The sequence below is a fragment of the Acinetobacter sp. SFD genome (assembly GCF_001647575.1).
In the GTDB taxonomy this organism is placed as follows: Bacteria; Pseudomonadota; Gammaproteobacteria; order Pseudomonadales; family Moraxellaceae; genus Acinetobacter; species Acinetobacter pecorum.
This window is the reverse complement of the sequence record NZ_LSZJ01000011.1, coordinates 257,910-283,564: the sequence shown is the minus strand read 5'-3', so window position 1 is coordinate 283,564 and position 25,655 is coordinate 257,910. Positions and strand designations below refer to the sequence as shown.

The 25,655-nt window shown below is 44.3% G+C and carries 21 protein-coding genes; 10 read left to right on the top strand and 11 right to left on the bottom strand.

The window, feature by feature from the left end; translation table 11 throughout:
* The first annotated feature begins 485 nt into the window (after positions 1 to 485).
* On the top strand, positions 486 to 2,105 hold the full coding sequence (locus tag AY605_RS06795; RefSeq protein ID WP_064095681.1) for an inorganic phosphate transporter: 1,620 nt from the start codon (positions 486 to 488) through the stop codon (positions 2,103 to 2,105).
* Between the two features lie 152 nt (positions 2,106 to 2,257).
* Here AY605_RS06795 and AY605_RS06790 read toward each other — a convergent pair whose 3' ends face one another.
* Positions 2,258 to 3,799, bottom strand: a complete 1,542-nt coding sequence (locus AY605_RS06790) for a hypothetical protein (RefSeq protein WP_064095680.1) — start codon at positions 3,797 to 3,799, stop codon at positions 2,258 to 2,260.
* A gap of 219 nt (positions 3,800 to 4,018) precedes the next feature.
* Positions 4,019 to 4,636, bottom strand: a complete 618-nt coding sequence (locus AY605_RS06785) for a rhomboid family intramembrane serine protease (protein WP_064095679.1) — start codon at positions 4,634 to 4,636, stop codon at positions 4,019 to 4,021.
* A gap of 158 nt (positions 4,637 to 4,794) precedes the next feature.
* On the opposite strand from AY605_RS06785, the gene nfuA reads away from it, so the two are divergent.
* Both nfuA and AY605_RS06775 read left to right on the top strand, forming a co-directional pair.
* Positions 4,795 to 5,433, top strand: a complete 639-nt coding sequence (nfuA, locus tag AY605_RS06780) for a Fe-S biogenesis protein NfuA (protein WP_044111637.1) — start codon at positions 4,795 to 4,797, stop codon at positions 5,431 to 5,433.
* A 193-nt stretch (positions 5,434 to 5,626) separates the two neighbouring features.
* A complete protein-coding gene (locus tag AY605_RS06775; RefSeq protein WP_064095678.1) occupies positions 5,627 to 7,690 on the top strand; it encodes a TonB-dependent receptor domain-containing protein in 2,064 nt (687 codons plus the stop codon).
* Positions 7,691 to 7,734: 44 nt separating this feature from the next.
* On the opposite strand, the gene AY605_RS06770 is transcribed toward AY605_RS06775, so the two are convergent.
* Both AY605_RS06770 and AY605_RS06765 read right to left on the bottom strand, forming a co-directional pair.
* Positions 7,735 to 8,736 carry a hypothetical protein gene (locus AY605_RS06770; protein WP_064095677.1) on the bottom strand — a complete coding sequence of 334 codons (1,002 nt, stop codon included), beginning with the start codon at positions 8,734 to 8,736 and terminating at the stop codon, positions 7,735 to 7,737.
* 14 nt (positions 8,737 to 8,750) lie between these two features.
* Entirely contained in the window at positions 8,751 to 9,788 is a 1,038-nt protein-coding gene (locus tag AY605_RS06765) for an alpha/beta fold hydrolase (protein ID WP_064095676.1), read from the bottom strand.
* A 312-nt stretch (positions 9,789 to 10,100) separates the two neighbouring features.
* Here AY605_RS06765 and AY605_RS06760 point away from each other — a divergent pair, with 312 nt between their 5' ends.
* The gene (locus tag AY605_RS06760; RefSeq protein WP_064095675.1) at positions 10,101 to 10,715 is read left to right on the top strand and encodes a carbonic anhydrase; all 615 of its coding nucleotides are present in this window, start codon (positions 10,101 to 10,103) and stop codon (positions 10,713 to 10,715) included.
* A gap of 35 nt (positions 10,716 to 10,750) precedes the next feature.
* Here the strand turns inward: AY605_RS06760 and AY605_RS06755 are convergent, their stop codons facing one another.
* A complete protein-coding gene (locus tag AY605_RS06755) occupies positions 10,751 to 11,380 on the bottom strand; it encodes an arylesterase (protein ID WP_064095811.1) in 630 nt (209 codons plus the stop codon).
* 11 nt (positions 11,381 to 11,391) lie between these two features.
* Here AY605_RS06755 and AY605_RS06750 point away from each other — a divergent pair, with 11 nt between their 5' ends.
* Positions 11,392 to 12,117, top strand: coding sequence for an ABC transporter ATP-binding protein (locus AY605_RS06750; RefSeq protein WP_064095674.1), 726 nt, complete (start codon positions 11,392 to 11,394; stop codon positions 12,115 to 12,117).
* A gap of 1 nt (position 12,118) precedes the next feature.
* Positions 12,119 to 14,608, top strand: a complete 2,490-nt coding sequence (locus AY605_RS06745; protein WP_064095673.1) for an ABC transporter permease — start codon at positions 12,119 to 12,121, stop codon at positions 14,606 to 14,608.
* A 34-nt stretch (positions 14,609 to 14,642) separates the two neighbouring features.
* On the opposite strand, the gene AY605_RS06740 is transcribed toward AY605_RS06745, so the two are convergent.
* Positions 14,643 to 15,461: a rhomboid family intramembrane serine protease gene (locus AY605_RS06740; protein ID WP_064095672.1), complete on the bottom strand. Its 819-nt coding sequence runs from the start codon at positions 15,459 to 15,461 to the stop codon at positions 14,643 to 14,645.
* A gap of 77 nt (positions 15,462 to 15,538) precedes the next feature.
* Here AY605_RS06740 and mtgA point away from each other — a divergent pair, with 77 nt between their 5' ends.
* The gene (mtgA, locus tag AY605_RS06735; RefSeq protein ID WP_064095671.1) at positions 15,539 to 16,213 is read left to right on the top strand and encodes a monofunctional biosynthetic peptidoglycan transglycosylase; all 675 of its coding nucleotides are present in this window, start codon (positions 15,539 to 15,541) and stop codon (positions 16,211 to 16,213) included.
* A gap of 111 nt (positions 16,214 to 16,324) precedes the next feature.
* Positions 16,325 to 18,406 (top strand): polyphosphate kinase 1, encoded by a 2,082-nt coding sequence (gene ppk1 / locus AY605_RS06730; protein WP_064095670.1) that lies wholly within the window; start codon positions 16,325 to 16,327, stop codon positions 18,404 to 18,406.
* 259 nt (positions 18,407 to 18,665) lie between these two features.
* Here the strand turns inward: ppk1 and oxyR are convergent, their stop codons facing one another.
* The 4 genes from oxyR to rubA form a co-directional block, all read right to left on the bottom strand.
* Complete coding sequence (gene oxyR, locus AY605_RS06725) at positions 18,666 to 19,574, bottom strand: LysR family transcriptional regulator OxyR (RefSeq protein WP_064095669.1); 909 nt, start codon at positions 19,572 to 19,574, stop codon at positions 18,666 to 18,668.
* Between the two features lie 13 nt (positions 19,575 to 19,587).
* Positions 19,588 to 20,526, bottom strand: coding sequence for an esterase EstB (gene estB, locus AY605_RS06720; RefSeq protein ID WP_064095668.1), 939 nt, complete (start codon positions 20,524 to 20,526; stop codon positions 19,588 to 19,590).
* Positions 20,527 to 20,583: 57 nt separating this feature from the next.
* Positions 20,584 to 21,762: a rubredoxin reductase RubB gene (gene rubB, locus AY605_RS06715; RefSeq protein WP_064095667.1), complete on the bottom strand. Its 1,179-nt coding sequence runs from the start codon at positions 21,760 to 21,762 to the stop codon at positions 20,584 to 20,586.
* A 91-nt stretch (positions 21,763 to 21,853) separates the two neighbouring features.
* Positions 21,854 to 22,018, bottom strand: a complete 165-nt coding sequence (gene rubA, locus AY605_RS06710; protein WP_004279415.1) for a rubredoxin RubA — start codon at positions 22,016 to 22,018, stop codon at positions 21,854 to 21,856.
* Positions 22,019 to 22,505: 487 nt separating this feature from the next.
* Between rubA and AY605_RS06705 the strand changes: the two genes are divergently transcribed.
* The gene (locus AY605_RS06705; protein WP_064095666.1) at positions 22,506 to 23,048 is read left to right on the top strand and encodes an adenine phosphoribosyltransferase; all 543 of its coding nucleotides are present in this window, start codon (positions 22,506 to 22,508) and stop codon (positions 23,046 to 23,048) included.
* A 40-nt stretch (positions 23,049 to 23,088) separates the two neighbouring features.
* On the opposite strand, the gene AY605_RS06700 is transcribed toward AY605_RS06705, so the two are convergent.
* The gene (locus AY605_RS06700) at positions 23,089 to 23,583 is read right to left on the bottom strand and encodes a YqiA/YcfP family alpha/beta fold hydrolase (protein ID WP_064095665.1); all 495 of its coding nucleotides are present in this window, start codon (positions 23,581 to 23,583) and stop codon (positions 23,089 to 23,091) included.
* Between the two features lie 388 nt (positions 23,584 to 23,971).
* On the opposite strand from AY605_RS06700, the gene lysS reads away from it, so the two are divergent.
* The gene (gene lysS, locus AY605_RS06695; RefSeq protein ID WP_064095664.1) at positions 23,972 to 25,501 is read left to right on the top strand and encodes a lysine--tRNA ligase; all 1,530 of its coding nucleotides are present in this window, start codon (positions 23,972 to 23,974) and stop codon (positions 25,499 to 25,501) included.
* Positions 25,502 to 25,655 lie beyond the last annotated feature (154 nt).

The window sequence follows — 25,655 nt, the reverse complement described above, 5'->3', positions numbered from 1 at the left end:
ATTAGTGAACCGATTTCTGCTGACATTGCTCAGAATGATGGATAAGTATGATATGAAAATTTGATAAGTCAGTAGATAAACAGGAAATTATGAAATCTGGACCACAAAACATAGTGAACCTGGCTCTGATTTGACCGGTTTGGGGCAGGGGCAGAAACACAGAATTGAACTGAGGCATCTATTCATAAAAATGTCATATTCATTCCTTATGCTATGCAACTGAAACTTTATTTAGCCTGCTGACAGAAAGGGCTTTGATGGTTTTGGTAGCAAAATGTGTGTGCTTTTTGAGCAGAAACAAGCTGGAATGCTATCTCAAGTAAATGATTTATAAAATCAAAATTTAGTTTTTTAGTCGGAATTAAACAGGACGAATGACAGCAAGAAAATCCAAATAATTGCATCATATGACAACAGTTTGTCATATAATTGTCACAATTTAACTGAACAATATGAGGATCCTTGAATCCTCTATTCCTGCTTGCATGAATCCTAATCCAACTCCCGTAGATTCAGCACACAAGTCGGCTTCGAAAAAGTCGACCAATGTTCATGTGCCAACACCGAAATTTTTTATGCCGGTGTTCTTGACTCTTATTATCACTACGCTGATTTATATCGGCTTCCAATTGTCTTCAGATTTAGCACATGTACCGGCCTTGAGCCTGTATTCAGTTATTTTGTTAGCAACTGCACTTTTCATCGCATTGAGCTTTGAATTCGTCAATGGCTTCCACGATACAGCCAATGCGGTTGCTACCGTTATTTATACCAATGCACTCTCAGCTCCCGTCGCAGTGATGTGGGCCGGCTTCTGTAATTTCCTTGGGGTTATGGTGGCCAGTGGCGCGGTTGCTTACGGTATTATTGCGTTATTGCCGGTTGAGCTGATTATGAATGTCGGCTCTGGTGCAGGCTTTGCCATGGTCTTTGCCATGCTGATTGCGGCCATTCTCTGGAACCTTGGAACCTGGTTCCTTGGTATTCCTGCATCCAGTTCGCATACCCTGATCGGTTCGATTCTGGGTGTTGGCATCATGAATTACATTCTGAATGCCGGCAGTGGCGCTTCAGGTATAGACATGGAGCAGGTGATTAAAGTTGGTAAGGCGCTATTATTTTCGCCTCTCATCGGCTTTGCATTTGCAGCGGTACTGTTCCTGCTGGTAAAAAAAATCTTCAAGCGTCAGATGGAGCTGTTCCAGCCACCTGAAGGCAACAAGCCACCACCTCCATTGATTCGTGCCATGCTGATTTTTACCTGTACAGGTGTGAGTTTTGCACACGGTTCAAATGACGGTCAAAAAGGCATGGGTCTGATCATGCTGATTCTGATTGGGTGTGTACCTCTGGCGTACTCGTTGAACAAGAATCTGGATGCCCAGCATATTCAGTCTTTTGGCCAGTTGTCGGCACAAACAGCCGATGTGATCTATCCAAATCATCAGGATATTCCGGATGAGCAAGCCCGTGCTGTCATCACCAAGTATATCCAGACCAAGGAAATTACCCCTGAAATCATTCCGGCACTGGCAAGTTTGACCGATCATCTGGGTGAGAAAGTAGCTAGCTACAGCAACATTAAAGATGTGCCTGAAGCTCAAGTTTCTGAATTCCGTAACGACATGTACCTGAGCACAACCGCTTTTAAACGTCTGGATAAAGCAGAAGCTTTACCTGCGATGTCTGCTGCGCAAGAAAAAACGGTGGATAAATACCGTGATAATCTTGACTCATTCCTACAATATATTCCAACCTGGGTGAAAGTTGCAGTTGCGCTTGCACTGGGTCTAGGTACCATGGTGGGCTGGAAGCGTATTGTTGTGACCGTGGGTGAGCGTATTGGTAAAGAACATATGACCTATGGTCAGGGCATGTCTGCCGAGCTTGTTGCGATGTCAACCATTGCTGCGGCAGATGGCTTCGGTATGCCAGTATCCACTACCCATGTACTGAACTCTGCAGTAGCCGGTACCATGGTGGCAAACAAGTCAGGACTGAATTTCCAGATGGTGAAAACCATTCTGTCTGCCTGGGTATTTACCTTGCCAGCAACGATCTGTCTGTCAGGTGGTTTGTATTGGATATTGTTAAAAGTGTTTTAAGTTATTTAGACATAAAAAAAGCTGCTCTAGAGCAGCTTTTTTTATGGAGTTTTTTAAAATCCTCTCCCTTTGGAAGAGGGTTGGGGAGAGGGGCAGAATTTTAAATAAAAAGAGTATCGACCCTAGGAGAAGGGTAAGGTGAAGGAAATAAATTACTTCTTCAACTTACTCAATAATCCTTTTGGCAACTTCTCCGTCGCAAAACCATACAGCGCAGCAAAAGGCAGTGCGGTACGCGCCAGATAAGCGACTCGCCACAAACCACCATGATTCGCACCATGCATCATTAACTCAAGCGGATGGTTCAGCTCCACTTCAGGATTGGCCACCGATTCCGGATTGCGAAGGTCATGAATCCATAATGCTGCCATCAATGCATTGGTAGTTTCAGGTGCGAAAGCTTCCACATCAAACAGGCTGGCGCCATTGAATGCGGCTTTTAATAGCGGATTTTTGGTAACAGAATGAGTGGTCGTAGAGGGTGCAATATTAATGCTGACCCGTTGACCTTGAGCACGCGCCAAGGTTGCACGCCATTGCTGAATACGTTTTGCCAGCGCATAGTTTGGGCCTTGTTCAACCACCAGACAGTCACAAATGCCATATGCCTGATCGCCAGACTGAATCAGCTCATGACTATTTTTCTGGAAAAAGTGTTTACGGCTTAAAGTCGCAACACTTTTAGAAATCAGGGTCTGTGCCTTGGAGCGTTCTGCATATTTTTCTTTTGAGGCTTCGATCACTTCAGCTGGAACGGCATATACATCAGTCGGTGTACACATATACATCAGGCTGGTATTGGCTTTTTGCTGGCTAACATAGTGCATGATGGCATCCATCGCCATGGAAACGCGGACATGCTTTTCACCATCCAGATAGGCAATTGCAGCCAGATCCAGATCCTGCTCGAACTGTAATAACCATTTGGCAATTTCAGGAATCTGGGTGAGCAAATTCGCGCCCAGTTTTTCTTTCAAAATGTTCGGTGAAGTATCGGCAGGCAGGTCTTCAGTACAAGGTGCATACAGGGTGGCATTGCCTTGGCTGACGGTATCGATAATCTTGCCCCAAACCCGGCTATTCGGTAAATCAATCGCCACAATATTGGCTTTCCATTTTGCCAGCCAGGTCAGAGGTCCTGCTTCAGATGCAGCACCAAACAGCACAGTGGTTCGATCTGACAGGTCAAACCATTCCGGATGCACGGCACATTCACGCAGGGCATTGGCATGACTGGTTTCCATGATGCCTTGAGTTTCCCAGCGTTCAATCTGCTCCAGTAAGGCATCACCTTGCAGCTTTTGCCCCTGGTAGGGCACATACCATTCTGGTGCTGATTTGCTATGACCTGTCAGTTTGAAGGTATGCAACTGACCTGCGGGCAGGGAGAAGACCTCCTGCAGTAAATGCTTTTGACCGTCACGATAAAACTCAAACGTCTGATGAGCCTGTGCCAATCCATCCTCTGCAATTTTTAGGCTGGCTTCAGGAGAGCTCAGACCCTGCTCGACCAGCTGCTTAAAATGTACGGTGTAGAGTTTGCGCCAGTTTTTTTCTGATTGTGCCTGTGCAGAACTGTGAGGGGCGACATTGGCTAGCGCTGCCGCGATAATTGCGCGCCCTGCTTTTGAGCTACTGGGTTTTTGTTGTAGAGACTGAAGAGGAAATTGGAGACCGTCTGGTGTAGTGGACATGCAAAATATCTCGATAATGACAGTAATTAATATACAGATGTATACATTATCGCTGCAAAATTCACTTCAAGATTGGCATTAAGTGACATCCTGTCTTTCTAATATATTACGAGATGTTTCAACTGACTAAGAGAGCCGCAGCTCTCTTGTCGATTTTTAGTGAAAAACTCAGGCCCAACTTACAGGTAGTCCAGTTGTCTCAGGATTTAAAAATCCGCGTTAAAACGGAATCTGCATCAGTTTATTCAGGAAGTGCGGAATCAGGCGTGGCTCCAGAATAATCGTCATGATCACACCATAGGCTGCTCCCCATAAGTGCGCACTGTGATTAATATTGCTATTGCCTTTTTTGCCTGACCAGATGCTATAGGCCACATACAGCACAGCAAAAATAATTGCAGGAACTGGAATGAAGAATACAAAAATCAGTTTCCATGGTTCAAACAGAATATAGGCAAATAACACAGCCGACACTGCACCGGAAGCGCCTAGACTGGCCCAGCGTGCATCATTTTTATGCTTCAGGTAACTTGGCAGAATCGCAGCAACCAGAGCACCCAGATAGAACAGGATAAAACCCAGGTCGTACAGATATTGACGATAAAAGCTTTCAATTACACTGCCAAAAAAGAACAGGGTAATCATATTGAACAGCAGATGGGTTCCATCCGCATGAATAAACCCATGCGTAATAAAACGGTCATATTGTCCACGTTGCAGTGCCGGAGGCCAGAAAATCAACCGGTTCATTACCGTCTCTTTGGAGAAAGCAATAAATGACACAATACAGGTGATCAGAATAATGGTAACAGTATGATTAAAAGGTAAATCAAGCATATAAATGATTCTAATGGTGCCTATTTGCTAATTATCATGCCATTAAAATTGAGCTAAAGTTGTACTTTTATAATAAATCCGACAATTTTAGTTGATTTTTAAAAATTACCCCGCATCTTCAGTTAAAATGGTCACTTGAGCTTGAGGAAATTATTGTTATGTCGACTGAGAACAGCAGCACTCCAGTTGTTGGTGAAATTCCCAACTTATTGATTACACCAACAGCACAAGAGTATTTAAAGGATTTACTGGATAAACAGAACACCCCGGGTATTGGTGTGCGTGTTTTTGTAGAGCATCCGGGTACTCCTCGCGCTGAATGTTGCATGGCCTATAGTGCACCTGATGAAGTTGTACCGACAGATTATAAGCAGGAATATCCTGATTTCCCTGCTTTTATCGACTCGCCATCTATTCCGTATTTACTTGATGCCGTAATTGACTACAACAAAGACCGTTTTGGTGGTCAGTTGACCTTCCGTGCGCCGAACTCTAAAGTGCCACGCGTGGGGCCAGATGCATCAGTAGAAGAGCGCATTACCTATGTCTTGCAGTCTGAAATTAACCCGGGTCTGGCAGGCCATGGCGGTAACTGTGCACTGGTTGAAGTCAAAGAAGATCCTGAAAAAGGTTTAACCGCTGTACTTAAATTTGGTGGTGGTTGCCAGGGTTGTTCAGCGATTGATATCACCTTGAAACAAGGCGTAGAAACAACCCTAAAACAGCATATTCCTGAATTGATGAATGTCGTTGATGAAACGGATCATAGTCAATCTGAAGGTGCGTATATGAAATAAGCTGTTGTATATAACAGTTCATTTATAGTATTTAAAAAAACCTCGAAAGTTCGAGGTTTTTTTATATCTGGCTTAAAATATAGTGAATATTAATGATAATTATTATCAATAGCAATTGCATTTAAATGGAAAGCTGTTACACTTCGCAACCGAATAAACATGATCTCTTCATAAATATTGGGGCGCGCAAGGTATGAATAAGCCATTCTTAAAAACCACTTTGGCATTTGCTGTAACTTCAGTCATGACGGGTAATGCATTTGCAGTCGAAGCTGTTGTTCCACAGGCGGAAGCGACTAAACTGCAAACGATTGTGGTGACCGCAACAGGTTATGAGCAAGATTTGGCTAAAGCACCTGCTTCCATTACCGTGATTGATCGTGAAGAATTGGATAAACGTGAATATAACGACATTACTGATGTGCTGCGTAATACGCCTGGCGTAGTGGTTTCGGGTTCAGGTTCTGCACAGACCATCAGTATTCGAGGCATGAGTTCAAACTATACCTTGTTTCTGGTCGATGGTAAGCGTCAATATGGCAAGGATGTGAACCCGAATGGGGATGATGGCGGTTTTGAGAAAAATATTCTGCCACCGCTTGCCGCTATCGAACGTATTGAAATTATTCGTGGTCCAGCTTCTACACTGTATGGTACGGATGCCATGGGCGGGGTAGTCAATATCATTACCAAAAAAGTCTCGGATGAATGGTCTGGTCATGTCGAATTAGGAACCACGCTTCAGGACAGTAGTCGTTCAGGTGATATTAAAAATGCTTCTGCATATCTTACCGGTCCTTTAATTGCAGACAAGCTGGGCTTGCAGCTAGCAGTCAATAAGCAGGAACGTAATGAAGACCGTTATGTTGGCGGTTTTCGTGGCACAGAACGTGAAAGCTTAAATTCACGTCTGAGCTATGCCATTAATGATGATCATGATGTGCAGGTTGAAGCCAATTTTGTGCAGCAGGAATCCACGACTTCAGTCGGTAAGACGGTAGCAGCCGTTCAAGGCGCTGCAGATTCATTCTCGCGTAATTACCGTAACGTTTATTCAGTAACCCATAATGGCCGTTATAGCGATAACTTGGACAGTTCATCTTATATCCAGTATGAAAATTCAAAAAATCCGGATCGTGGAAATACGGAACTCGGCACCAAAGGGATTACCCTGGATACCTGGACAGCAAACAGTCAATGGAACTGGGCCTTAGGTGATCACATGCTGTCATTCGGTGGGTATCTTAAAGATGAAAAACTGGTCGATAAAGCCACTAACCGGAATCCCACTGCACCTGAATTTAGTGAGTTAACACGATGGTCTGCTGCTGCATTCCTTGAAGATACCTGGAGCATGACAGATCGTTTCGATTTAACCGCTGGCCTGCGTTATGACCATGATGAAAACTATAGTGGCCATTTATCGCCACGACTGTATGGGGTGTACGCGGTAAATGATAACTTTGTAGTAAAAGGTGGTGTAGCCACAGGTTATAAACAGCCTGATATTCGTGCAGCCACAGAAGGGTTCTATAGCGTCACGGGTGGTGGCGGTTCACCCTTGCCAACAGGCCGTGGCATTATTCGTGCCAATCCGGACTTGAAACCTGAATCAAGTGTATCGACTGAATTAGGTTTCAACTGGAAAAATGATTATATCAATACATCGTTAACTGGCTTTATCACTAAATATAAAGACCGGATTACGGAAGTTCGTGCCTGCGAAACCGATACTGATGGCACAACAACAAACCGTAATAACTGGCAGAATTGGAAATGTTTCGAAGGAGATATTCCATTCTACTTTATTAGTGAACGGATTAATGTAGATGAAGCGGAAATTCGTGGTGTAGAAGCAACGATAGAAGCCAGTCTGAATGATTACACGACCTTGACTGCAAACTATACCTATACCGATTCAGAGTTTAAATCGGGTGCTTTTAAAGGCCAGCCACTGAACCAGATGCCAGAACACATGTTTAATATTGGTGTCGATTATGAGCTAAATGATGCATTAAATGTATGGAGCCGCTTGCACCACCGTTCTGAAACCTCTGCATACTTGAGCCGTACTTCTATGGCTCAGCCAAATCCAGGCTACCAATTTGTAGATGTCGGCTTTAACTATAAATTCAGTCCGAATTTGACCGGTAAATTTGGCGTCTATAACCTACTGGATGAAAAAGCTGAAGATATTGATGGGGATCAATTATTGGATGGCCGCCGTTACGGTATTAGCCTGAATGCAAAATTCTAAGCACACAATAAAATAAAAAAGCCGCTATAAAGCGGCTTTTTTATTTAAATTTTAAGGATTTTTAAAGTATCTTCATGATAATAAAATTGTTCCAGATATTTGCGCGCGCGTTCACGTAAATGGCCTTGAGAAACCATCTGCTGGATTACCGGGCTGAGCAGTTGCTGCAATTCATTCTGAATGAGAGCTTCATCAATATTCAGATCACGTAATAACTGATCAAAAGTATGTTCCTGATTGCGGACATACCAGGTATGAATTCCGTCATGTAACTGCTGCTGCAGATAGTCGGTCTGGCGTATGTGATCCCAGATGTCATGACCTAAGCCGACCGTCTGATTCAGATCCTGTAGCTCAATATACTTCTTCAAGACAGATACAGGCATGACCTTGATTTTATGCCAGAGATTAGCCTGAAAATGATAGAGTTTTTCATCGTCAAAATGCTGGTTCAGCACATGCTCACTCATCTGGCTGAGCTTCAGAATGTTCTTTTGCAGATAACGCGCAATGGTGCTATCGAGGTTGGTATCGGTGACATTTTCCAGAACGGATTTGCCCATTTTCATAAAACGGGAAACCCCGGGCACACTTCTGGCAATCATGGAGTTATCCAGATAATCCTGAATGGAGTGCTGGATCAATTGGGTAATCATGGCTGAAAATGCCGGATTATTGACTACGGTTTTAATCAGACGCTGCCGATGGTCACTTTTGCTGGCCACATACTGGGCAATCTTGTCTATGGTCAGTACTGGAATCAGATCGGCAATCGTGGTGGTGTCATTGGCCGGATGCACCAGTGCAAAACGGATATGCTCGGCAATCTGTTCAATCAGAAAGCTACTGGTAGCTGTATCCAGAATCTGTTTCTGTAAAAGCTGATTGATTGCTTCACAGCTCCACAGCTCTTTTAGTGTCTGTTTACGCAACCACAAATAAAATGCATGAAACTCGGTTTGAATCGTTTCAGATTGAGAAAATGCCTGATCGAGAAAATCAAGTTGAGCATCGATCAACTGCTCAATCATCGGGTGTTTCTGCATAGCATCTCTGAAACTTAATATAAAGGAATGAGTTTATCAGCAAGCGGGTTTTTTAGGGTCTGTGTCTTGGCCAGAAAAGGCAAATAATGTTGTGCGACCTGTTTTTCTGCTTCCAGAATCGGCATATGCCCGACATTGTTCAAAATCACCGGTTTTTCGGCACGTTTCAGCAGGGCATGCAGTTCCTTGACCACTTCAACATTAATGATCCGATCCTGTCTGCCCCATAAAATCAAGGTGGGTGCTTCAACTGTACGGGTCAGACGGGCAAAGGTTTCCGGTGTATAAATCCGGTTTAGCATCACCACCTGATCAATCGATTTGCTGGTTTGTTCAGCGCGTGAAATCAGCAGTTTTTCCTGTGCATGGCGCAACTGATAAGGAATTACTGGCGGGTTCTGCATCAGCTCTTTGGATACATCCTGCAGATCGCCGGGTTTGCTGACGATCAGATCTTTTAAGGCTTGTGGGTCTTTGGTGTAGGGAGTATTCCCCATTTTGTAAAGACCAGCACTATTAATAAGAAATAGACTCTGAGTATCGAAAGGATATTGTGAAGCATACACCGTAGCAATCGATCCACCCAGAGAGTGGCCGGCAATGTGTAAATTTTCGTCCACATTTAAGGTTTCAAGGAACAACCGCAGTTGAGAGGTAACATTGGGCACAGAAACATCAAAATCGTCTGGCACTTTGGTATCGCCATTGCTCGGCAAGTCAGGAATGATGACATGATAATAAGGTGTCAGAAACTGAGCCACCCGATTCCAGTTGTCACGGGTGCCGGCCAGGCCATGAATCAGTAGAATTGACGGTTTGTTCTTGGACCCGCCTTCGCTATAGCTCCAGGTCACCTCTCCAATTTTGAGGGTCTTGGACTTGAGTCCGGCAAGGCTACGTTCCTGCAATAGATGTTGCTGCAATACTTGGGCAGACTTTTCACTTTTCTGGCCAAACAGATTTTGACCATGGGTCAGGCCTGGTAATGCCATGCTTAAGGCAACCAGGGTTGAACAGATCATTTTCGAGCGCAATCTTATTATTTTCTTCATTGGCTATTCCCCAAAATAAACCCACCAAGCAAAATGCTCAAAATACTTCCGTGTTATCGATTTGCAATTTATAGATGAATCAAATCGTAATCTTTCAACTTATTTTAAAACATTCCTTAATATTGTACATCTGTTAATGAATAGTCCGGGCAGAAAAATCCTGAATGAAATGTGATGAATTTCACAGAAAAACACACAGAACAAGAAATCATCAAAAGCTAAAAAATTTAAACGGGTAATTTTTTTTGCAAGTGACATTCAAAAAATCTAGCAGTAAGATATTCCCACTAAAAACATCGATGGTAAAAAAGAATGCTCACAGCTCAGGAAGCTATAGATCGTCTTAAAAAGGGTAACCAGCGCTTTGTCAATGGTGAAACGCAGCATTTAAAATTATTATCGCATCAGCAACGCGCTGAAATGGCAGAAAGTCAGGAACCATTTGCTATTGTTTTAGGATGTTCGGATTCGCGTGTCCCGGCAGAAATGGTATTTGATCAGGGGCTGGGTGATCTATTTGTGATTCGGGTAGCAGGCAATATTGTGGCACCCTCTCAAGTCGGCAGTGTTGAGTTCGCTGCAGACAGCTTTGGCTGTCCAGTGGTTATTGTATTAGGCCATACGCATTGTGGCGCAATTCATTCTACAATTGAAGCCTTGACCAATCCGGCAACACCGCCATCTGCAAATTTGATGTCGATTGTGAACCGGGTACGTCCATCAGTCGAAATTCTGATGCAAACTGAATTAAAAGATGATTTGGACAAACTGTCCATACATGCTATTCGATCGAATGTATTTGCTTCAGTGAACCAGCTTCGTCATGGTTCAGCCGTACTGGAAAATTTGATTGCCAAAGGTAAATTACTGGTCGTGGGAGCAGAATATTCACTTGAAACAGGTGAAGTTACATTCTTTGATTTCTAAGTCAGATTTTAAGATTTGAATCCATTAAAGGCGCTTTATAAAGCGCCTTTAATGGATGGATAAGCATTGTTTAACAGGATGGTTTGCGCTTTGGCATTCGGATGAACCAAATCTTTTTGCATCAGGGTTTTGTTGCCGGCCACACCCTCCAGGAAGAAAGGCAATAATTTCACCTTATATTGCTGACTGACCACTTTATAATTATTTTCAAAGGTCTTGCTATATGCCTGACCGTAGTTAGGCGGCATTTTCATACCAAATACAATAACTTTGGCTTTGGCTTTCTGGCTCTGCTGAATCAGGCTGGCTAAATTTTTTTGAATCATTTGTGGCGGTTGTCCACGCAAGCCATCATTGCCACCTAACTCAATCACCACAAGGTCTGGACGATGCGTTTGTAGCAATTTTGGTAGTCTGGCCAGCGCTCCGCTGGTGGTTTCGCCACTGACACTTGCATTGACCACTTTATGCTGTTTCGGATACTGTTGCTCTAAACGCTTTTGTAACAAATTTACCCAGCCTTGCTGAGGCTGGATACCATATCCTGCACTTAAACTATCACCTAAAATCATAATTGTCTTTGCTGAAACCCCAAGAGGAAACAGGCACAGACTGAGCAAAAACAAGTAAGGCAATAGCCGGGTTTTCTGATTAAGATCTTTCATATAGGACACGTATGATTCAAAGCAGCAACGATTCGACCATCATGCCACAGGCTATTATTTCTGCCCAGAAATTGACACAAAAGATACAACTTTCACAAAAACAGCTCACCATTTTTGAGAATCTTGACCTGGAAATTCGGGCTGGGGAACAGGTAGCGATTACGGGTCGTTCCGGTTCCGGAAAATCCACATTACTGGGTATTCTGGCAACACTGGATCAGGCCAGTTCAGGTCAGCTTATGGTCTGTGGTGAATTGGTGTCAAGTCTGGATGAAGAACAGCGTGCACTGGTGCGTTTGAAAAATATCGGCTTTGTATTTCAGTCTTTTCAGCTGTTGCCACATCTGACTGCACTTGAAAATGTGATGCTGCCCCTGCGCCTGAAACCCGATTTTAAATATGCAGAAGCCGAGCAAAAAGCCTTGGCACTACTGCATAAAGTAGGGCTGGATCGACAGGCGCAGCAAACCCCGAAAGTGCTGTCGGGGGGAGAGCAGCAGCGTGTGGCGATCGCCCGGGCACTGGTCAGTGAACCAAAAATCATTTTTGCCGATGAACCCACGGGTAACCTCGATGGCGAAACTGCCAAAGAAATTGAACAACTGCTATTTCAACTAAATCGGGAACTGGGAACGACCTTGGTGCTGGTGACGCATGACCGAAAACTGGCACAGCAGTGCCAGCGGCATTTTGAGCTGTTGAATGGCGAGCTGATTGAACATCCGAGTGGGGGATGAAATGAATCCATTATTTCGTCCTTTACTGACACAAAGCTTTAAAACGACCGGGATTTATCTGCTGATTATTGCCTTAACACTGGCGATCAGTGCGACCACTGCGCTTAAATTTAGCAATGAGCAGATTCAAAATGCAGTCGCCTTGCAGGCAGCAGAAATGCTGGCTGCTGATCTGGTGCTTTCAGACAATGAACCTTTGCCTGAGCAGTGGCGTGATCAGGCCAGACAGCTGGACCTAAAGCAGTCAGAAGTTATTGTGTTTAGCAGCATGGCCTATACTGATGCAGAGTTTGTCATGGTCAATGTCAAAGCGATTGATCAGGCTTTTCCTTTGCGTGGTGAGCTGCGGGTGCAACCGGCCAAACGCTCGATTCAATCTGGTGAAATCTGGCTCAGTCAACGGGCCATGGATCTACTCAAGGTCAAACTGGGCGATCAGCTCCATATTGCCGATGCTGCGTTTAAAGTTACTGCAAAGATTGAACAGGACTCCAATCAGGAGCTTGGATTTTCCGGCTTTTCGCCAACGGTGATTATTTCCCAGGCAGATGTAGCAAGAACCAATGCCATTCAGGTGGGGAGCCGAATCGAATATCGCCTTCTCATGGCGGGCCGTCCGAATGATACCCAACAATTTGAAGCCTTATTCAAGCAGCACAAGTCAGCAAACGACACCTCAGAAACGCCAGCAGAAGTACAGGGGCAGGAGTTTGAGGAGCAAAGCAGTCTCAAGTTGCGCAATGCCAGTGAGGGTAATACCCGTTTGATGAAGCCAATCGCCAATCTGGATACTTTTCTGCAACTGGCGAATATTCTGACCATTTTATTATGCGGGATTGCCATAGCCTTAACCGCACAGCGTTATGTGCAGCAGAATCAGGATCATATTGCCTTGATGCGTTGTATCGGTGCCACCAAGCAGCAGATTCTGTCAGCTTATCTGGCTTTACTCGGGATGGTGCTGCTGATTGCCATGCTGATCGGTACTGTGCTCGGGATCGGTCTGGGTTATGGATTGTTACAGTTAATGTTGCAGCTGATTCCAAATTTGCAGATTGAATTTTCTGCCATTGCAATGTTGCTTGGACCATTGCCGGTCGCGATGCTGACCAGTGCGGTGGTGCTGCTCGGTTTTGTGATGCCTAGCTTATTGCAACTGCTAAATACGCCGCCGATTCGGGTGATTCGCCAGCAGGAAAAATCAGTACAGTCCATGCTGTGGATGCTGCTGACCGGAACGCTCAGCCTGATTATTTTCAGTGTGATTTTGACTGAAAACTTGCTGCTGACCGCCTGGGTGATTGGCGCGATTATTGTGTTATGTGTGGTGCTGTATGTGACGGTCTGGATGGTGTTAAAGCTGCTGCGGAATATGAAGCTAAATCTATCATCGTATGTCAGAACACCTTCACATACCGCCTTGCAGATTACGGCGTTAGCTTTGGGTCTGAGCCTGATTACGGTACTGGCAGTATTACGTACTGATCTGCTAGATCGTTGGCAGCAACAGTTACCAGAAGGTACGCCGAACCAGTTTGTTTATGGTTTACCACCTTTTGAGATGCCAGCCCTGAAAGCCCAACTGGAGCAGAATGGCTGGAAAAGCACACCACTCTATCCGAATATTCGCGGGCGTCTGGTCGCCAAAAATGATCAGCCTTTTGCTGATGAACTGGTCAAAAGCAGCAATACCTTAAAGCGTGAGCTGAATCTGACCCAGTCAAACCGCTATCCTCAGGATAATGTCATTGTTCAGGGTAAGGCAGAATTAAAACAGCCGGGTGAGGTTTCAGTCGAGGCCAATACGGCCGAAGAATTAGGCATTAAGATAGGAGATAAACTCAGTTTCAGTCTGCCTGAAGGCATACTGGAAGCTAAAGTCGTTAATCTAAGAACCGTCGAGTGGGAAAGTTTTAGTCCGAACTTTTTCTTTATTTTTGCCCCGAATAGCATGGATGCCAATGCAGGCAGTTATCTGGGCAGTTTTTATGTGCCGGAGACAGATAAAGGCAAACTGGTGTCGGTAATCCAGCAATTTTCCAACACGGTTTTTATTGATGTCAGCCTGATTCTGGAAGAGATCAAACGCCTTGTGAATGTGCTGGTGCAAATCGTGACGATTCTGGCGGTACTGGTCAGTATTTCCGGTTTTCTGGTGCTGATGGCCTGTTTGAACCTGTTAATGGATGAACGCAAACGTGAAGTGGCTTTGCTACGTTCATTTGGTAGTTCCAAGCAGAAACTGAAGACCATGATGAGTCTGGAAATTGGTTTTATCGGGCTGTTTGCCGGAATTGTTTCCTGCCTGTTTGCCGAAGTCATCAGTGCAATTGCCAGCTATAAAATGGATTTGATGATTCAGCCGCATTGGGAAATCTGGATTATCCTGCCGATCTTTATGACCGTTTTATGTATGTTAATTGGCCGTTATCGTCTGAGTTATCTGTCGGATATTCCGCCTTTACAAAGCTTGCGCGAGATGAATCAGTAAGATTCATCTCTTGGGCTTTTAAACCGGTTCTGATTTAAAGTTGTAACTGCTGCTGCATGAGTTCCAGCATTTCTTGCCAGAGTGGACGAATGGGTTCAAGCAAGACTAGGTTATATTGATAAAGCAGGACACACAGCCCAAAACCGATACACAAGGCTATCAGATTGAACAGGCGGCTACGCTGCATTTTTTGACCCATATACCATAACAGGGTGAGCAAAGCACCCATCAGCATGCCGCCTATATGGGCGGCATTGTTGATTCCGCTGATCATAAAGCCCAATGCCAGGTTTAGACCCAGAACCATTACCAGGGTTTTTTTATCCAGAATAAAGCGTTGCTGGGGTAGCATCGGCAATAAGGCCAGCACTGTCAGTGAAGCCCCGAGTCCCATCACAGCACCAGATGCCCCGGCACTGACTGCAGGTAATAGATCTGGATTGGCGACACCACCTTCAATCAGGTTATAGCTGTTTTGAATATTTATATAACCACTGAGCAGACTACCCATCAGACCGGCGCAGAGATATAAGCCGATAAAATACATCCGGCCAAAAAGTTGTTCGGCCACACTACCAAAAATATACAAGGCCCACATATTCAACATCAGATGAATCAGGCCAAAATGAAAAAACATGCTGCTAAACAAGCGCATGGGTTCCGCTATATAAGTTAAAGGTGCATAATCTGCACCCCAGAGAATAGCATCTCGGGTACTCGGTTGGGTCACGTCCATGCCATGCATGACTTGCCAGACAAATAATCCCACATTGATGCCGATTAAAATGGCGGTAATCCACCAGAGATGCATATCAAGTTTGCGATGTGCGACAGGGGGAGAGTATTCAGACATGCTATTTTTTTGCTGTGATTGTATATTTCGAATAAGCTTAACACGAAAAATTAAATTTTCAGGAGTAACGCACTGACATGAAAGCCTTTCTGATCCGCACGATGCTCGTCATCGTCAGTGTGATCCTGCTGGTTCAATTGTGGATCTTTGCCAGTCTGGCCTGGTGGCGCACCCATCCGGTAAACACCACCATGATGATGCGGATCGATTACTGGTCAGAACCTTCCAAACCGATTCAGCATCAGTGGCGGCCCTACGACGAGATCAGCCTGAATCTGAAACGTGCAATTGTCACTGCGGAAGATGGAAAATTTATTCATCACCATGGTTTTGACTGGGAGGGCATTCAACAGGCGCTGAATAAAAACCGGGATCAAGGCCGAGTCGTCGCAGGAGGTTCCACCATTTCCCAGCAACTGGCGAAAAACCTGTTCCTCGTCAATAAGCGTTCATTTGTACGTAAAGGACAAGAAGCTGTCGCCACCTGGATGATGGAACGCATGTGGTCCAAACAGAGAATTCTGGAAGTGTATATGAACTCGATCGAGTTCGGGGACAACATCTATGGAGTGGAAGCCGCGGCCAAACATTATTTTGGTAAAACCGCGCAAAGCCTGACCCAGGATCAGGCTATCTTTCTGGCTGCCATTCTCACCAATCCGAAATATTTTCAGGATCATCGTAACTCGTCTGCTTTAAATGCACGTAAGCGGATGATTAAGCGTTATATGCGTTATGCAGAATTACCTTAAGATATTATTTAGAGAGAAAGCCCAATTATTTGGGCTTTTTTTATGAAATTGTCATAAAATTGAAGCATACTTGGAACGATAAGCACAATTTTAAATCCACGTAGGTTTGATATGAATACGGCAGCCAGCAGCACTTCAGTACAGCCCGAATATACGTATAATGATCGTTATATCAATCGTGAACTGTCTATCCTGGACTTTCATTTACGCGTTCTGGAACAGGCTGTCGATCCTTTACATCCATTGCTCGAACGCATGAATTTCCTGTTGATTTTCTCGCGTAATCTGGACGAGTTTTTTGAAATTCGCGTTGCAGGTGTTTTAGAGCAGCTTGATCTGGGAAATGAAAGCCGCAGCCCGGATGGTCTCACACCCAAGCAGGTCATGGAGCAGATTTCTAAAACTGCGCATGCCGCGATTGAGCGTCAGTACCGTATTTTGAATGAAGAAATTTTGCCAAAACTGCGTGAGGAAGATATTTGTTTCCTGCGCCGTGGTGAGCTGACTCCAGCACAATCTGCCTGGGTTAAAAAATATTTTCAGGAGCAGGTGGCGCCGGTTCTCACGCCGATCAGCCTAGACCCAGCGCATCCATTCCCGCGGCTGGTGAATAAATCACTGAACTTTATTGTGACGCTGGAAGGTAAAGACGCCTTTGGTCGTCAGATTGATCTGGCCGTAGTGCCTGCACCGCGGTCATTGCCACGCGTGGTACGTTTGCCCGATGAACTGACCGATGGCAAAGAACATCATGTGATGCTGTCTGCCATTATTCACGAGCATGTCTCCGATCTGTTTCCGGGTATGACGGCGACCGGCTGTTATCAGTTCCGTGTTACCCGTAATGCCGATCTGGCCTTGAATGAAGATGTGGAAGATCTGGCCAAGGCACTCAAAGGTGAACTCAGTTCACGCCGGTTTGGTCGAGCGGTACGTCTGGAAGTCACAGAAAACTGTCCACAGCATATTTATGAATATCTGCTGAATGAATTTGATCTGGATGAGGATCAGCTTTATAAAGTTGCTGGCCCGGTCAATCTGGCACGTTTGCTGTCTAACTTTAAGCGTCCACATTTACGCTATGACTCGCATACGCCGGTTATTCCCAAAGTACTAAAAAAATCTGAAAATATTTTTAGTGCAATGCAGAAACAGGATATCTTGCTGCATCATCCGTTTGAATCTTTTGCACCGGTCATTTCATTATTACGTGAAGCGGCACGTGATCCACAAGTCTTGGCGATCAAACAGACCTTATATCGTAGCGGACCGGATTCTGAAATTGTGCAGGTACTGGCTGAAGCTGCCCGTAATGGCAAAGAAGTCACGGCAGTGATTGAATTGCGCGCGCGTTTCGATGAGGAATCCAATATTGAAGTCGCCAATGTACTGCAGGAAGCGGGTGCGGTGGTGGTGTATGGCATTGTGGGCTACAAGACCCATGCCAAGATGATTCTGGTGGTACGCCGGGAAAATAATAAACTGGTGCGCTATGTGCATCTGGGTACCGGTAACTATCATGCCGGCAATGCGCGAATCTATACCGACTATGGGCTGTTAACTACGGACAAAGACCTGTGTGAAGATGTGCATCGGATTTTCCAGGAACTGACCGGTATGGGGAAAATGGCCAAGCTGAAAAAGCTGCTACATGCGCCGTTTACCTTGCATGCCCAGTTACTGAACTATATCGATAATGAAATTGCCTTTGCCCAGGCAGGTAAGCCGGCGCAGATCATCGTCAAAGTCAATGCCCTGACCGAAATGCAATTGATTAATAAACTTTATGAGGCCTCTCAGGCCGGGGTGCAGATTGACCTGATTATCCGTTCGATTTGCAGTTTGCGTCCGGGATTACCGGGCCTGTCTGAAAATATTCGGGTACGTTCAATTGTCGGGCGTTTCCTGGAGCATACCCGTGTGTATTATTTCAGCAATAATGGCAATGCACGGATTTACTGTTCAAGTGCCGACTGGATGGATCGTAACCTGTTTAACCGGGTCGAAGCCTGTTTCCCGATAGAAGATGAAGGCTTGAAAAAACGTATCTATCAGCAGGGTCTTTTTAATTACCTGAAAGATAACCAGCAAGCCTGGTTATTGCAAGGTGATGGAACCTGGGTGCGAGCACATCCGCAAGAAGGTGAAAAGCCGCATAATGCACAACGTGTTTTGCTAGAGCTGTTTAAATAGGTTTAGGTATTTCCAGAGGCTGAATCTTCAGCCTCTTTTTCATTCTGAAAAGAGGATTTAACTGTGCTGCAGAATAGGTGCAGGTGCAGGTGCAGTAAATGAAATGATCTGATATTTATTTTAGACTGCTTATCTTCTATCTCGGAATATTTTTACTCATGTTCAACCTGAGGCCTTGCTGGCTTTATTTGAGTTGGAGTATGAGTTTTAGGATATAAAAAAAGGAGCACACTTGTTGCTCCTTTTTATCATACTGGGATTAAGCGCCGTCGTGACGGGTAATCTTCTGGAAAATCTGTAACAACACATCAAACTCGCTTTGTAGCGGAGTGCTTTTACGGGTTACCAATGCCAGGGTACGACTTGGGGCTGACTCGATGGCTTTTACCTGAATCTCAGGATTAGCTTTTACCATATTGGTATGGATCGCAATTTCAGGCAACAGGGTAAAACCAAGATTGGCTGAAACCATTTCGATTAAAGTCGGCAGTGAGCTGGCTTTTAGCCGATGATCATTTTTACGCTCACCAATCGGGCAGGCACTTAAAGCATGATCACGCAGGCAATGACCTTCTTCAAGTAACATCAGGCGAGACAGGTCCAGATCTGCCAGAGAATTGGCTTGTGCCGCATGCTGATCAGATTTTTGATAAACCAGATACAGATTCTCTTTGGCAATTTCAGCGACTTTCAGACCACGGGTGTCGAAAGGCAATGCCAGGGCGACCATATCCAGATTACCGTGTTCTAGCTTTTCTACAATCTTTTCACTTTGTGCTTCATGTAGATGTAACTGAATTTTTGGTAACTGTTTATGCACTTCGTCTAGCAGCTGGGACAACAGGAAAGGAGCGATCGTTGGAATGATTCCGAGATGTAAATCACCAGTTAAGGGTTCACTCATCTCACGACTTAAACGCATTAGATCCTGAGCATCGGCCAGTAGAACACGTGCGCGAGCAACCACTTGTTCACCAAGAGGCGTTAAACGAACATTCTGACGGTCGCGTTCAACAAGTACGCCACCGAGTAAACGCTCCAGCTCCATGATGCCGCCAGACAAGGTAGACTGGGTGACAAACGAGCGGCGAGCAGCTTCTGTAAAATGCAGCGTCTCTGACAGTGTTACGAGGTATGACAGCTGTCTTAGGGATGGTAATGCAGCCATAGTGTCCTAATGTTTATGATTTAAAATGATCAGCAAATAATTCGCTAAGATATGGAATAAAATGCGGTGGGATATCATGCCCCATTCCATCAATTAATTCAAATTTAGCCCCTGAAATTGCTTTCGCAACGGCTTTGCCATGGCTAGGAGGTAGCAATCGATCTCGAGAACCATGGACTACCAGGGTATCTTGTTTGATTTGCTTGTCCAGTTGCAGCAATGAGCCTGTACATAATATTGCTAAAAACTGCTGAAGTATACCGGCAGGATAGTAACTTCGCTTATATAATTTGCGTGCGGTCTGCACTGCCTCCAGATGATTGACATAACCTGGTGAGCCAATGATCTTAAACAGTTTCAAGCTATGGTCGACAATACCATCTTCATCTGTTGAAGATGGTTTGTCAATTAAACTAAAGAGCTGCTTGGGAAAGGGTGGTGGTAACAGAGGCTGGTTATTGCTGGTAAATAATAACCCCAGTTTTTTAACTTTGTCCGGATAGCGGGCTGCCAGAATCTGCGCAATCATACCGCCCATTGAGGCACCCAGCACATAGACCTGCCCCAACTGCATTTTTTCAATCAGCAGACTGACATCTTCCGCCATATCATACAGATCATAAGGTGCACCCTGATTGCCCAGACCTAGCACAAAACGGCTCATCATTTTCAGGGTGTTCAGGCGTGGGCCTTTATGATGGATTTTTGAAGACAGCCCAATATCACGATTATCAAAACGTACAATATGATAACCTTTATCAATCAGGGATTTACAAAAAAAATCCGGCCAGTATAGCATTTGCCCACCCAGACCCATAATCAGCAAAATGGTAGGATGTTCCGGATTGCCGCCAACCTCGACATGTAGCTGGATCCCATTACCAAGATCGACCTTAGTTTCATGCATGAACGGGGTATAAGGGGAAAGATTAAGCTGTTCTAAGCTGTACATGGTCGCTGTCCTGATAAAAGGATATTTTGTTTAAAAAATATCCTTGCTATTAAACCTCTAAACTGCCGCAGGAATCAAGTCAGGAACCTGCTTGGTCAAGGCCAGACGCTGTTTGGCTGCAGTGGCACCCAAAAGCACGAAACCGCGTAAGGTTCCATGGGTATCAATTGCTTTAGCCAGCATGCCATCGTCAAACTCTTCAGTTTCCCAGATGACATCAACATCGACGGGTGCAGGCAATACTGTTAAAGGTGCAGCAGGTGTTTTAACTGCTACTGGCATAGCCGGATAATGTACGGCAGTGTGTTCACCGTTCAAGGTTTTTGCCAGAGCGCGAGCTTGTTGCATGATTGGCATGACATAAGGCAGTAAGATTCCATTGACTTCTGCACAGTCACCTACAGCATAAATATCGGCCTGACTGGTTTCCAGTTGTGCTGTGGTTAAAACTCCGCGACTGGTATGGATGTCTGCCTGTTTCGCCAAAGAAATATTTGGCTGCAAGCCTACCGCAGATAACACCACATCTGCGACCAGAGACTGGCCATTGGCCAGCGTGACCAGATAATCACCGTTATTGGCTCGAGAAACTTTTTCGACCGTGGTGCCCAAGACAAAGTGGATGCCTGTTTCTTCAAGATTTTTCTGGAATGCTGTGGCAACATATTCCGGCAATAAACGGCCAAGCGGCTGCGGTGCCAAATCAATGACGGTAACTTGGTGATCGGTATTTTGCAGGTCGTTGGCAAATTCACAGCCAATCAGACCGGCACCTAAAATCACCACACGCTTATCTTCACGTGCTGCCAGATTATTACGGAAAGCTTTATAGTCATTTAAATTGTTGACGACATGAATATCATCGCTAGCGTCCCCGGCAATGGCCAGACGTACCGGATTGGCACCGACTGCCAAGACCAGTTTGCTATAAGGTTGCGTGCTTTCCTGACCATCTTTTTCAAGAATCAGCTGATGATCTTCCGGATGAATCGCTTTGACCCAGGTGTGCTGTTCAATGTGCATATTCAGCTGTGCTGACATTTTAGCTGCATCGCCCAGTGGAATCTGTTCAGGTGCTTTATTGCCGGCCAGAGCATTGGAAAGCGTCGGTTTAGCATAATTGACTGCATCATCGGCACAAATCATTAGCAGTTCATGCTCTGGATTCAGCTTGCGAAATTCACGTGCTACGGCATAACCCGCCATACCTGAACCAATAATGACGATAGGATGCATAGTTGTTTCCATATGGTAGAGCTCCATGCTGTATAAATGATAGAAAGGCATAAAAAAAGACCATATAGATATGGCCTTTAACTGGGCGTCATTAGACTTCGATCATTTCGAAATCGACTTTAGACACGCCACAATCTGGACAGGTCCAGTCATCCGGAATATCTTCCCACTTGGTTCCCGCTACGATTCCGTCTTGAGGCCAGCCTTCTGCCTCATCATAAATCCATCCGCATACGATGCATTGAAACTTTCTCATGTAACTCTCCAAAACTAAGCAATTCTAGGCGTCAGCTTAAAATCCATAAAATAGCAAGACTCTAAAAGAATATAACTTTTTAACAGTGAACATATTTGGCTAAATTTTTACGCAGTTCTGTTCAGAAAGTAAAGTGAATAAAAGCTTAATCAGCGAAATTAGCAGCAGAATAGAGCTCGCATTCCTTATTTATCAGAAAACTACTTTCATCTGCTTTACTGCTGTAGGCGGTTGAAGACACCAATCTGATTATGAATAAAAATTACAGTTTTCTGGTGTGACCGACCAAAGTCTTGCAGTAAAAATTCTCCTTTTCAGGTAATTTAAAATAGCTAAAGTCTGGATTAAATATTTTTTAAAATAAATGAATTAAATAAAATCAAATAGTTGTTATTAAGTAACGGGTTTTTATTATACAGCTTGGCTTGTCCACGTACCTCAAATAAGTTTAAAATTCTTATATTCCTTTTCTTTTTTAAGATCTCCCATGAGCAATTTGTCTACTTCTTTGTGGTCTCACATTCGTACGGTCCAAGATTTTCCAAAACCTGGAATTTGCTTCTATGATTTGACACCACTTTTCATGAGCAATATTGGTCCATTGACTGATGCCTTGATTGCTAGCATTCCTGCTGACAAATTGGCAGAAGTAGAAAGCTTTATTGCGGTTGAAGCACGTGGTTTTGTCTTGGCAAGTTTGTTAGCGCAACGTACAGGTAAAGGCTTATTGCTGGTTCGTAAAGCAGGGAAATTACCACCTCCAGTGGTCGGTGTTGGTTATAGCCTGGAATATGGTCTGGATCGTTTAGAAATGTCTGCGGAAGTTCAATCCCAAAAAGTAATTATTGTGGATGACGTTCTGGCAACTGGTGGAACTCTAAAAGCGGTTCATGAACTGGCTCAAAAATGCCAGCATGAAGTTCTAGGTGCAAGTATCTTCCTTGATCTTCCTGACCTGCATATGGAATTAGGCATGGAGATCTGGTCAGTACTGGATGATAAATCCCAGCCTGAAGCTGCAGTAGCCTAAGCTTAAAGCATATAAAGAAGCCCCGGACATTGGGGCTTTTTTATTGTCGGATAAAATGATATTCGATTTCCTGAATCAGCTCGTTCACCTGTTCCGGGTGCTCCAGACGATGATGTCCGCCATCAATAGCATGAATCTGCATATAATCTTCCAGCTGAGCTTGTACAGCATGCATATCCAGAATTTCATCGCCTAATTCCAGATAAGCCATTTGCGGAATATCGTGCTGCAAATCACTGTCGCAAATTGCAGGATAGTCATCACGAAAATTGGGTTGCAGACTGGGATTTGCAATGACGCATGGAATCTGATGGGCATGGGACATTTTCAATGCCCAATAGCCGCCCAGACTGTGTCCGACCAGAATATCCGGTTTGATGGTTTCAATCGTCTCGTGATAAAACTCGGCAACCGAACTATAGCTCAGATTTCGGTAATCGACATCGATACAGTATTTAGGGGCTATATCGATGGCATGGAACTTGGTGGATTCTTTCGAGGAATCTAAGCCATGTAAAAACAAAATCTTAGACATAGTTTATTACTCATTTTTATGAGACATGCCATATTGCTTATTTGTGGATGGGCATGCCTTCTTCAATCTGAACATCATTGTAGAACGTCTAGCTGTACAAGACAGTTAGCTATTGGTCTAAGCCGCCGTTTCACATTCCAATAATTTTATGTAAAACCTCTTTGCTTTGGACTTTAATCGTAGTTGAGAGCAGCCGAATGCTGCAAAAAATTGGGCAAAAGAAATTTAACAGGGTGGCAGATGGACGCAACTGAATTGCAAAAAGAAGGGGATAGTAGATATTTCCAAAGAAAAGCCGGTTCGTGGAAGGGTTTGCGCTACGATTTGGGAACGATTTCTGCTATTCTATGCAACTTCTATTTTTTAACTAATCTTATTCGAGGCAGAGATGACGCAAACTAACGCTCAATCGACTTCTGAACAAATCATTTCCGAAAACGATTTAATTGCACAGCGTCATGCCAAGTTAAAGCAAATCGAAGCTCAGGCACAAGAAACAGGTAAGAGCCCATGGCCGAATACCTTTAAGCGTGAGCATTATGCCCAGGATTTACAAGACCAGTTCGCTGATAAATCTAAAGAAGAAATTGAAGCAGGCGAAAAGGTCTACGTTAAAGTTGCCGGTCGTGTGATGTTGAACCGTGGTTCATTTATCGTGATCCAGGACATGACAGGTCGTATCCAGCTTTATGTTGCGCGTAAAGAACTCCCAGAAGATGTACTTGCTACCATTAAAGGTCTGGACCTAGGCGATATCATCGCAGTGGAAGGTTATATCGGTCGTTCGGGTAAAGGCGATCTGTATGTACATATCGAGCATTTTGAATTATTGACCAAATCATTGCGTCCGCTTCCAGACAAGTTCCATGGCCTGAACGATACTGAAGTGAAATATCGTAAACGCTACCTTGATCTAATCGTCAATGAAGAAACGCGTAAGACTTTTGAAATTCGTGCCAAAGTTGTGGCAGGTATCCGTGCCTTCCTGACTGAAAAACGCTATATGGAAGTTGAAACGCCAATGATGCATGTGATTCCAGGCGGTGCATCTGCACGTCCTTTCGAAACACATCATAATGCATTAGATATGCCATTGTTCTTGCGTATTGCGCCAGAGCTTTATTTAAAACGTTTGGTAGTTGGTGGTTTTGAACGTGTGTTTGAAATTAACCGTAACTTCCGTAACGAAGGTGTTTCTACCCGTCATAACCCTGAATTCACCATGATTGAATTCTATCAGGCTTATGCAGATTACAAAGACTTGATGGAATTGACCGAGCAAATGCTGGAGCGTCTGGCGATTGATATCTTGGGCACCACTGACGTGCCTTATGGTGATGAAGTGTATAGCTTCAAAGGTCCATTCAAGAAAATTTCAATGTTCGATGCGATTCTTGAAAATAACCCACAATTTACTCCTGAAAATGTCAATGACCGTGAGTTCCTGGCAAAATTCCTTCAGGAAGAATTGAAAGAGCAGGTGAAGCCAGGTTTTGGTCTGGGCAAACTGCAAACGATGGTATTTGAAGAAACCGTAGAAACCAAATTGCGTCAGCCAACGTTCATTACAGAATATCCAGCGGAAACCTCTCCATTGGCGCGCCGTAATGATCATAATCCGCACATTACTGACCGTTTTGAATTCTTCATCGGTGGCCGTGAGTTGGCCAATGGCTTCTCGGAATTGAATGATCCAATCGATCAGGCTGAACGTTTCCAGGCACAGGTTGCTGAAAAAGATGCTGGTGATGATGAAGCCATGCATTACGATGCAGACTTTGTCGAAGCACTGGAATACGGTCTTCCTCCAACAGCAGGTGAGGGCATCGGTATTGACCGTCTGGTGATGATTTTTGCCAATGCAGCAAGTATCCGTGATGTAATCCTGTTCCCGCATATGCGTCATAAAAATGCTTAAGTGCTGAATACAAAATAACCCACCATCGTGTGGGTTATTTTTTTATAGAAATATTTGAAAAATGATTAAAAAAGAAACAATTTAATTATTGAAAATTAATATGAACATGACTAGGGTAGAATAAAAATAATAATGAAAAATTAGTTTATGTTAT